We start from the raw sequence: 7,920 nt of genomic DNA, 5'->3' as shown, positions 1-7,920 counted from the left end.
CCCCCCCCCCCCCCCCCCCCCCCCCCCCCCCCCCCCCCCCCCCCCCCCCCTTTTTAGATGTGTATAAGAGACAGGTTAATGGCTATGTTTTTAGAATAACTGCTATCGACCTTTTTCTTTTAGAGTTTTTATCTATTATTTTTCTGATACTTTTGAATCTAAGGTCATTTTCTTCGCGTTTAGCATTAACCATACCAGATAATAGGGTTTATATTTTGGTGCTTTTTATAGTGATTAATATAATTTTAAATTATAGCTTTTGGTGCTTTTCGAAATTATGAGAATATTCAATTCTCTAGTCTGTGGCACAAGAACATTCTTTTTAACAACTAATCTTATATTTTCTTTTAAAGCACGGCCAAGTCTAGTTACTATTATAGGAGTCGCAATTTCTCAAGGGTGTCAAACCATCGGAAACGGCGATCCGAATGGAATGACTGATTTTATGAAGAATGTGCCTAGTGATTTTAAAGGGACTTATTATTTAAGAAGCAAGACAAAACCTCAACCTGCTACTTCCGGTTTCAAGTATTGGGATGGCTGGGGAAAGATTTTTTAGATTATGGTTAATAAATTAATATACTTGTTAGTAGCTATATTGTGTGTTTCTTGTAACGATTCAAAAGACAAAAAGACAGAGAAACAAAATATTCATTCAGGCATAAAAAATGTCGATTTAACTAATACAACTTGGATCTTCCATGTCTCGGATGCATGTATAGATACTTTGGTATTTAAGCCAAACCAGAAAGCTATCTCTTATGATTGCGAATTAAACTATGCCTTCAACGGAGAGTATAGCTTTATAAGAGATACTTTGATAGTATCACTAAAAGACGATTCTCATTCAGAAAACAATAATAAAACGGAATATTTTAAAGATAAATATTTAATAAGCGGAAATGCTATAAGCTTTTTGGGTTCGCTAAGAATGTCCAATGGACAATGGAAAGAACAAAGGACCATAGATAATGTAAAGATTGTTTACCGTAAAGTGGAGTAAAACGGTCTCAAAGCAATTATTCAATCCCAACTCCTTGGTTTGTGGCTCACACAGACTACCAAATCAAACAAGGTCGCTCTAACCTGCTAAAATCAAAAATTACATTCTTGGTATCCAGTACCTGGATGGCCTTAGCTGGTCGGGATTTATTATCCCGACCTTTGCTACTCATGATCTAAGCCCATTCAATAGGGATGGCATCGCTTTGGCCTACCTGTCTACGGCCAGTTGCACCGTCACTGACCACGTGAACTGCACGATCGACTTCATCCAGACCGAGGAGGGCAAGGCCCAGAACAACGGGGGCACCTACACCTATATCTACAACCTGACCGACCATCTTGGAAATGTGCGCTACGTTTTCGATATTTACGGGGGAGCCATGCGCAGGCTGCAAGAGGATAACTACTATCCTTTTGGCTTAAGGAAATCTGCGGGCAGTCCAGTATCGCTGGACAACAAATACCTGTATAATGGCAAGGAATTGCAGACCGAGCTGGAACAGTACGATTATGGGGCGAGGTTCTATGACCCGGTGGTTGGACGTTTTATCGTTATTGACCCAGTTGCTGAGCATTTTCCATGGATGACTAGCTATCAATATGCATCTAATGATCCTGTTAGAAATATTGATCTCGATGGTTTAGAAGGTATTCCCTTTACTACCTTTTTTGGGAATAATTCAGTTGTTCCTAGATTGGCGCCTTTGGCAGAAACAAGTAAATATACAGTAGAAAATGTTGCAAAAGCCGGAGGGGAATTCGCTGGGAAAAGCATGGAAGCATTCAAAAGAGGAAATGCGGCAGAGGCTGAGCAGTTGATGAAGAATGGTCTTGAAAAGAATACTAAACCATTTAAAGGCACTGATCCAAAAACTGGTGAAGAAGTGACAACTATTCCCGATGCTCTCAAAAATGATGGATTATCAACTTCTGAAGTAAAGAATGTTATAAGACAATCATATACTAAACAGCTTAGGGTTCAGGGAAAGATATCAAATGACAATGGATTTTCACCTGAATTGTTAATCAACAAGGGTGCTAAAATATCCAAGCCACTTAAAAATTCGTCATTTGAGATTAAAACCTATCAAGAAATTATCACTGTCAAAAGCGACAACACTAGGGTCAAATCACCATCATTAGTTCCCATTGGCAAGCCGTCTCCTAGTCCATCTAAAACAATTTGGAATGCTATATCGAGAGAAATAGACCTGCTATAGACCAGCATATAAAATTTTAATAGTTCAACTAATAAAGAGACAACATGAAAGACACTTTTGAAGAAATGATGGTAAACAATATATTGTATCAAGCAGAGCAATATTTAAAAGAATTAGGGGCATTCTATCCTTTTGGTTGTGCTATTGACAAAAACAATAGAATTGTACCCTTAAGTGCATATTCAGAAAATGATAATCCTCCCGCCCAAGAACTGATCGAAGTGTTAGAAGCAGGTATTATTAAGAACTTTAAGGAAGGAAACTATTTCATTGCCGGTATCGCTGTTGATGTTTTGCTCAAAGAAGCTGATAGGAGCTATGACGCCATTGAGATAAGAATTGTTGAAAAAGGCAACGAGCAATATAAAAAGCAAATCAAGTACACCTTAAAAGACGGCAAGGTCGAGTTTGGCAACATACAATCCTGATTTTGTTTCCTGGACTATGATTTTGTTTTTTGCCGATCTTTACAAGAAATAGTATGCCTGACTGGAAAACCAATTTGATTGACCGCTTCCGGCCAATTTCGGCAGGTAACAGAATAGCTTGGTTGCAACCAAGTTAGCTATTAGATTATTTTTGGCGAAGAGGGGTCAATAGCTTGTAGTTTTTCCAGCCAGACACTGTATACCTTAAAATTCCCTAAGCTAGAGATTCCGCCATGAGGAGAATTATGCTTATGAACTCAACAGCAATGCCACCACTGCACAAACCAATGTAGTTGACTCCAAGTCGCTAATTTGAAATATGCTATTAGTTTTCTCATAAACAGGTATTATAAATGATGCTGCCTTGGTCGGCCAGAATCGATCAGTTGTGATTTTTCCAAAAGGGGAAAACAGGCCAGCTAAACCTTGGTGGAAAATTTGGCAGGTATGGCAGCTGTGCAACAACATTGGTGATCTTTTTTTAGCTTTGTTCTATTATGGCCCTCATCAATCCCACAATCGATTCGTTCTATAACCAAAGTTCGGAAGAGACCCGTTTACAGCTCGGCCTTGGTCCGCTGGAATTTGCACGCAACAAAGAACTGATCTCGCGCTACCTTCAAAAAGACAAGCTGGCCATTGCCGATGTAGGTGGCGGTCCGGGTCATTATGCCGCGTGGCTAAGTAGCTTAGGGCATGAAGTAACGCTGATCGATCCGGTACAAAAGCACATCCAGCAGGCAGAAAAACGAGCCAAAAAAGCTAAAAACCCATTTAAATCGTTGCTTGGTGAAGCCAAAAAGCTGCCCTTTGCCGATCATAGCATCGATGTGGTTATTTTGCACGGGCCCTTGTACCATATCCAAGACCGGCAGGAACGCCTGATGGCTATTACCGAAGCCAAAAGGGTACTGAAAAACGGAGGGGTAGTGCTGGGCTTTGCCATTACTTTTGCGGCATCAACCCTGGCGGCCTTTCAAAGTGGCATGTTCCATCATCCGGAGGTTTTTAAAATGTGCACAGCAGAGTTGTCTACGAGCTTGCATCATCCGCCAAAGGCTTTTCCAGGCATGTTGGCCGAGGCCTATTTTCATCGCCCTTCGGCATTAATCAACGAATTTGAGGCCTGTAATTTGCAAGTGCTTAATTTGGTGGCGGTAGAGGGGGTGATTTGGATGGACAAATCTTTTTTCGAAAGCTGGGCCACCGAAGCAAAGCGAGCAAGATTATTGCAATTGCTAGCCCAAACCGAAACAGATCAGGAATTGCTTTGCCTGAGTCCGCACATGATGCTGGCGGCTCAAAAAGTCGAAAAAAATGCTTAACTTAAACTCATGGAAAGGCCCAGACTACAGCTCGCATTATCGCCTTTAGATAAGGTGGTAGTTGTACTGGGCTGCATTGCACTTATGATTTTATGGTGGTTTACCATAAGCCATTACCAGGGTTTGCCCGATATCATTCCTACCCATTACAATGCCATGGGCAAAGTAGATGCTTATGGTAGCAAACGTACTGTTTTTATCTTGCCGGCCATCGGAACGGTTCTTTTTATGGCTATTGCCGTTTTAAATCGTTTTCCACAAGTGTTTAATTATCCGACCGAAATTACGGCCGAAAACGCCCTAAGGCAGTATACCAATGCCACGCGTTTGCTCAGGCTACTCCAGTTGATGTTGATGCTGGTTTTTCTGTTTATCCAGTTTAAAACCATGAAAGCAACTGCCGGTGGAACGTTGGGTTTGGGCGTTTGGTTTTTGCCAACGGTACTGGTCTTTGTTTTTGTTCCCGTAGCCTATTTTGTGGTCAGGTCTTTCAAAATCAAATAAGGTTTGTTGGCTATTGTTTTGGCCTGGGTGAAAGAAAATTGCCCGTAAATAGGCCTTCTTTTCCTAAAAGTTAAAATTTCTTTCTATTTTTAGTCTCATGAAAAACAGACTATTAACCCTGCTTTGCCTTACATCTATGGGCATGCAGGCGCTGGCACAAGAGCCTCATGCGGCTTATCGACAGCAAATTGATGGCACCAGGCTTTCTTTTGAAATGCAGGCCATCCCTGGGGGGAGTTTTGCCATGGGCAGCAAAAATGGCAATAAAGACGAAGCCCCAATTCATCAGGTAAAAATAGACCCGTTTTGGATGAGCAAGTTCGAAGTGATTTGGGATATTTACGAGCCGTTTCTCTATAAAGATTACGAAACCAACAATAGCGTGGGTGCTATTCCGCCACAAGTTGATGCGGTAACCAGGCCCACTAAGCCTTACCTCGATATGACTTTTGGCATGGGCAAGGCTGGAAAACCGGCTTTGGCCATGACCCAATACAATGCCATCCAGTTTTGTAAATGGCTATATGCACGAACCGGCGTGTTTTATCGGCTGCCTACCGAAGCCGAGTGGGAATATGCCTGCAGGGCTGGCAGCGCAACCGATTATGCGTTTGGTAACGACCCGAAAAAACTAGGCGAATATGCTTGGTTTAAAGGCAACAGTGATAAAAAAACACATGAGGTAGGCCAGAAAAAACCTAATGCCTGGGGGCTGTATGACATGCATGGCAACGTAGCCGAGTGGACCTACGACCAATACGAGCCTGATTTTTATGCCAGCCTGGGCAAGGCCGAAACTAATAATCCAGTGGCTGTTCCTACTAAATTGTATCCTTTGGTAATTAGGGGCGGCTCTTACGATGATGATGCCAAGTCCCTCAGATCGGCGGCCAGAAGCGCATCAGAACCGGCCTGGAAGCAAATCGATCCCCAAATTCCCAAAAGTAACTGGTGGTTTCCGGAAGCGCCTTTTATCGGCATAAGATTGGTGAGGCCGGTAAATCCACCCAGCAAGGCCGACATCGATGCCTATTATAACAAAGCACCTATAAAAGATTATTAACCTTTAACCTTAGTAACCAAATAAAACCTATGACAGATAACAGTAAAACACAAAACGAACGGAGAGAGTTTTTAAAGGCTTCGGCACTGGTAGCGGGCGGCGTGATGCTGAGCGGCTATACCTGGGCGACGCCATCGTCAGTAGACGATACCATTAAAATTGCCCTTATCGGTTGTGGCGACCGTGGCACTGGTGCGGCTTTTCAGGCTTTAAGCACCAAATTCAATCTTAAACTGGTAGCTATGGCCGATGCCTTTCAAGACCGGTTAGACAATAGCTACAAAGTGCTTTCCGAAAAATTCAAAGAAAAGGTGGATGTTCCCAAAGAGCGTCAGTTTGTAGGTTTCGACGCCTATAAAAAAGCCATTGCCTTGGCCGATGTGGTTTTGTTGGTTACCCCGCCGGGATTTAGGCCGATCCACTTTGAAGAAGCCATTAACCAAAACAAACATGTGTTTATGGAAAAACCGGTAGCGGTCGATTCGCCAGGCATCAGAAAAGTATTGGCGGCGGCCGAGTTGGCCAAAAAGAAAAAGCTGAACGTAGTGGTAGGTTTACAGCGCAGGTACCAGGCCAATTACCGCGAAACCTTAAAAAGAATCCAAGACGGCGCCATCGGCGATATCGTTTCGGGACAAGTATATTGGAACAGCGGCGGCGTGTGGGTAAAGCAGCGCCAGCCCAACCAAACCGAAATGGAGTACCAGATGCGCAACTGGTATTATTTTAACTGGCTGTGCGGCGATCATATCGTTGAGCAGCACGTACACAACATCGACATCGCCAACTGGGTAAAAAATGCCTATCCGGTTTCGGTTCAGGGCACAGGCAGCAGGGCCTGGCGTACGGGCAAAAACTATGGCGAAATTTATGATAACCATGCCGTAGAGTTAACTTATGCCGATGGTTCGGTGATTTACAGCCAATGCCGCCATTTCGAAGGCATCAGTAACCGTGTCGACGAGACTTTCCAAGGCACCAAAGGCCGTGTGTACCTTTCGGCCGGCAACAACGGCATCTTATGGGACCACAAAGGCAAGGAGCTTTTTAGCCATCCCACCAAAGGCAATGCCAACCCTTACCAAACCGAACACGACGAACTGTTTGAAGCCATTGCTAAAAACGAATATAAGTTCTGGGATGCCGAAAGAGCCGCGAAAAGCTGCTTTACCGCCATTATTGGTCGCTATGCCACTTATTCGGGTGAGGTAATCAAATGGGACGATGCCTTAAAGGCCGAAAACAGCTTGTTGCCAAGCCAATTTGCCTGGGATGCACAGCCAAAGGTTCTGCCCGATGCTGATGGGCTTTATCCCGTTGCCCGGCCAGGGAAAACAAAAGTACTGTCTTAATGAAACTATACCTATTGCCCCTAGCTTGTTTAGGGGCATTTTTTCTTTTTTCCTTCCATCGCCCTGCGTTGCACGAATTTAAAATCAACGGAGAGGCGCAAGGTACCACTTATGCGTTAAGCTATTATGCGGCCGACAGCATAGTCGGCAAACGGCAGGTAGACAGCATCTTGAACGTAATCGATTTGTCGATGTCCTTGTATCGGCCAAATTCAACCATCAGTCGGTTTAACCAGTCAGGTAAAGGCTTAAAACTGGATGCACATTTTTTAAAAGTGGTAAAGCGCTCATTTGAAATCTATCGCGACACTAAAGGTATATTCGACATCACGGTAGAACCACTGGTTAACTATTGGATCCGCGCCAAACATGATCCCAATAACGTTGATTCGGCAAAAGTTAGGCAATTGCTTCCTCTGGTGGGCATGGATAAGCTCCAGCTCAAGGGCAATCATTTGGCCAAGCAAAAACCGGCCATGCATGTCGATGTAAACGGTATTGCACAAGGCTATTCGGTTGATGTTTTGGCCGATTTTCTTGACAAACTCCATGTTGTTGCTTATGTGGTCGAAATAGGTGGCGAAATCAGGCTGAAAGGCCCCAAGCCCGATGGCAAGCCCATCCGTATTGGCATAGAGGGGCCGGATAGCGAAAGAGGGGGCGCACCAACTATCAAACATGTTTTAGCCACAAACCAGGGCGCCATTACCACATCGGGCAATTACCGTGGCTATTTAGAAACCAAAAGAATGTCGTACCTGATCAATCCCCAAACAGGATTTCCCTTAAACGGCGAAATCATCAGTGCAACGGTATACGCCAAAGATGGCATCACCGCCGATGGCTATGATAATGTGTTGATGGCCATGAAAGTAGGCGAGGCCCTGCAATTTGTCGACCGGCATAAAGATTTAGAAGCCTATTTGATTTATAAACGTGCAGATGGCAAACTAGCCGATACGGCAAGTACGGGCTTCAAAAAAATGTTGGCCAATTAAAATCGCTGCAGGAAAATAAAAAAGC

Annotated in this window: 9 protein-coding genes; all 9 read left to right on the top strand. The window is 43.8% G+C overall.

The annotated features are described in order from the left end of the window. Positions 1-281 (top strand): hypothetical protein (locus tag JHD69_RS11420; RefSeq protein WP_199140413.1); only part of this gene is annotated, 281 nt, incomplete at its 5' end. Between the two features lie 281 nt (positions 282-562). After that, positions 563-1,003: a hypothetical protein gene (locus tag JHD69_RS11415; protein WP_199140411.1), complete on the top strand. Its 441-nt coding sequence runs from the start codon at positions 563-565 to the stop codon at positions 1,001-1,003. 247 nt (positions 1,004-1,250) lie between these two features. Then, positions 1,251-2,225 carry an RHS repeat-associated core domain-containing protein gene (locus JHD69_RS21000; protein WP_370583482.1) on the top strand — a complete coding sequence of 325 codons (975 nt, stop codon included), beginning with the start codon at positions 1,251-1,253 and terminating at the stop codon, positions 2,223-2,225. Between the two features lie 44 nt (positions 2,226-2,269). After that, entirely contained in the window at positions 2,270-2,653 is a 384-nt protein-coding gene (locus JHD69_RS11405) for a hypothetical protein (protein ID WP_199140408.1), read from the top strand. A gap of 497 nt (positions 2,654-3,150) precedes the next feature. Then, the gene (locus JHD69_RS11400) at positions 3,151-3,978 is read left to right on the top strand and encodes a class I SAM-dependent methyltransferase (RefSeq protein ID WP_199140406.1); all 828 of its coding nucleotides are present in this window, start codon (positions 3,151-3,153) and stop codon (positions 3,976-3,978) included. A 9-nt stretch (positions 3,979-3,987) separates the two neighbouring features. Further along, a complete protein-coding gene (locus JHD69_RS11395) occupies positions 3,988-4,482 on the top strand; it encodes a DUF1648 domain-containing protein (RefSeq protein ID WP_199140404.1) in 495 nt (164 codons plus the stop codon). 97 nt (positions 4,483-4,579) lie between these two features. Beyond that, entirely contained in the window at positions 4,580-5,545 is a 966-nt protein-coding gene (locus JHD69_RS11390) for a formylglycine-generating enzyme family protein (protein ID WP_199140402.1), read from the top strand. A gap of 29 nt (positions 5,546-5,574) precedes the next feature. Further along, positions 5,575-6,897 (top strand): Gfo/Idh/MocA family protein, encoded by a 1,323-nt coding sequence (locus JHD69_RS11385; RefSeq protein ID WP_199140394.1) that lies wholly within the window; start codon positions 5,575-5,577, stop codon positions 6,895-6,897. Next, a complete protein-coding gene (locus tag JHD69_RS11380; RefSeq protein ID WP_199140392.1) occupies positions 6,897-7,895 on the top strand; it encodes an FAD:protein FMN transferase in 999 nt (332 codons plus the stop codon). The genes JHD69_RS11385 and JHD69_RS11380 overlap by 1 nt, the downstream gene beginning before the upstream one ends. Positions 7,896-7,920: the final 25 nt, after the last annotated feature.

This window comes from Pedobacter sp. ASV12 (genome assembly GCF_016429155.1).
In the GTDB taxonomy this organism is placed as follows: domain Bacteria; phylum Bacteroidota; class Bacteroidia; order Sphingobacteriales; family Sphingobacteriaceae; genus Pedobacter.
The sequence above is the reverse complement of the archived record's forward strand: the minus strand, read 5'-3'. Positions and strand labels throughout refer to the sequence as shown.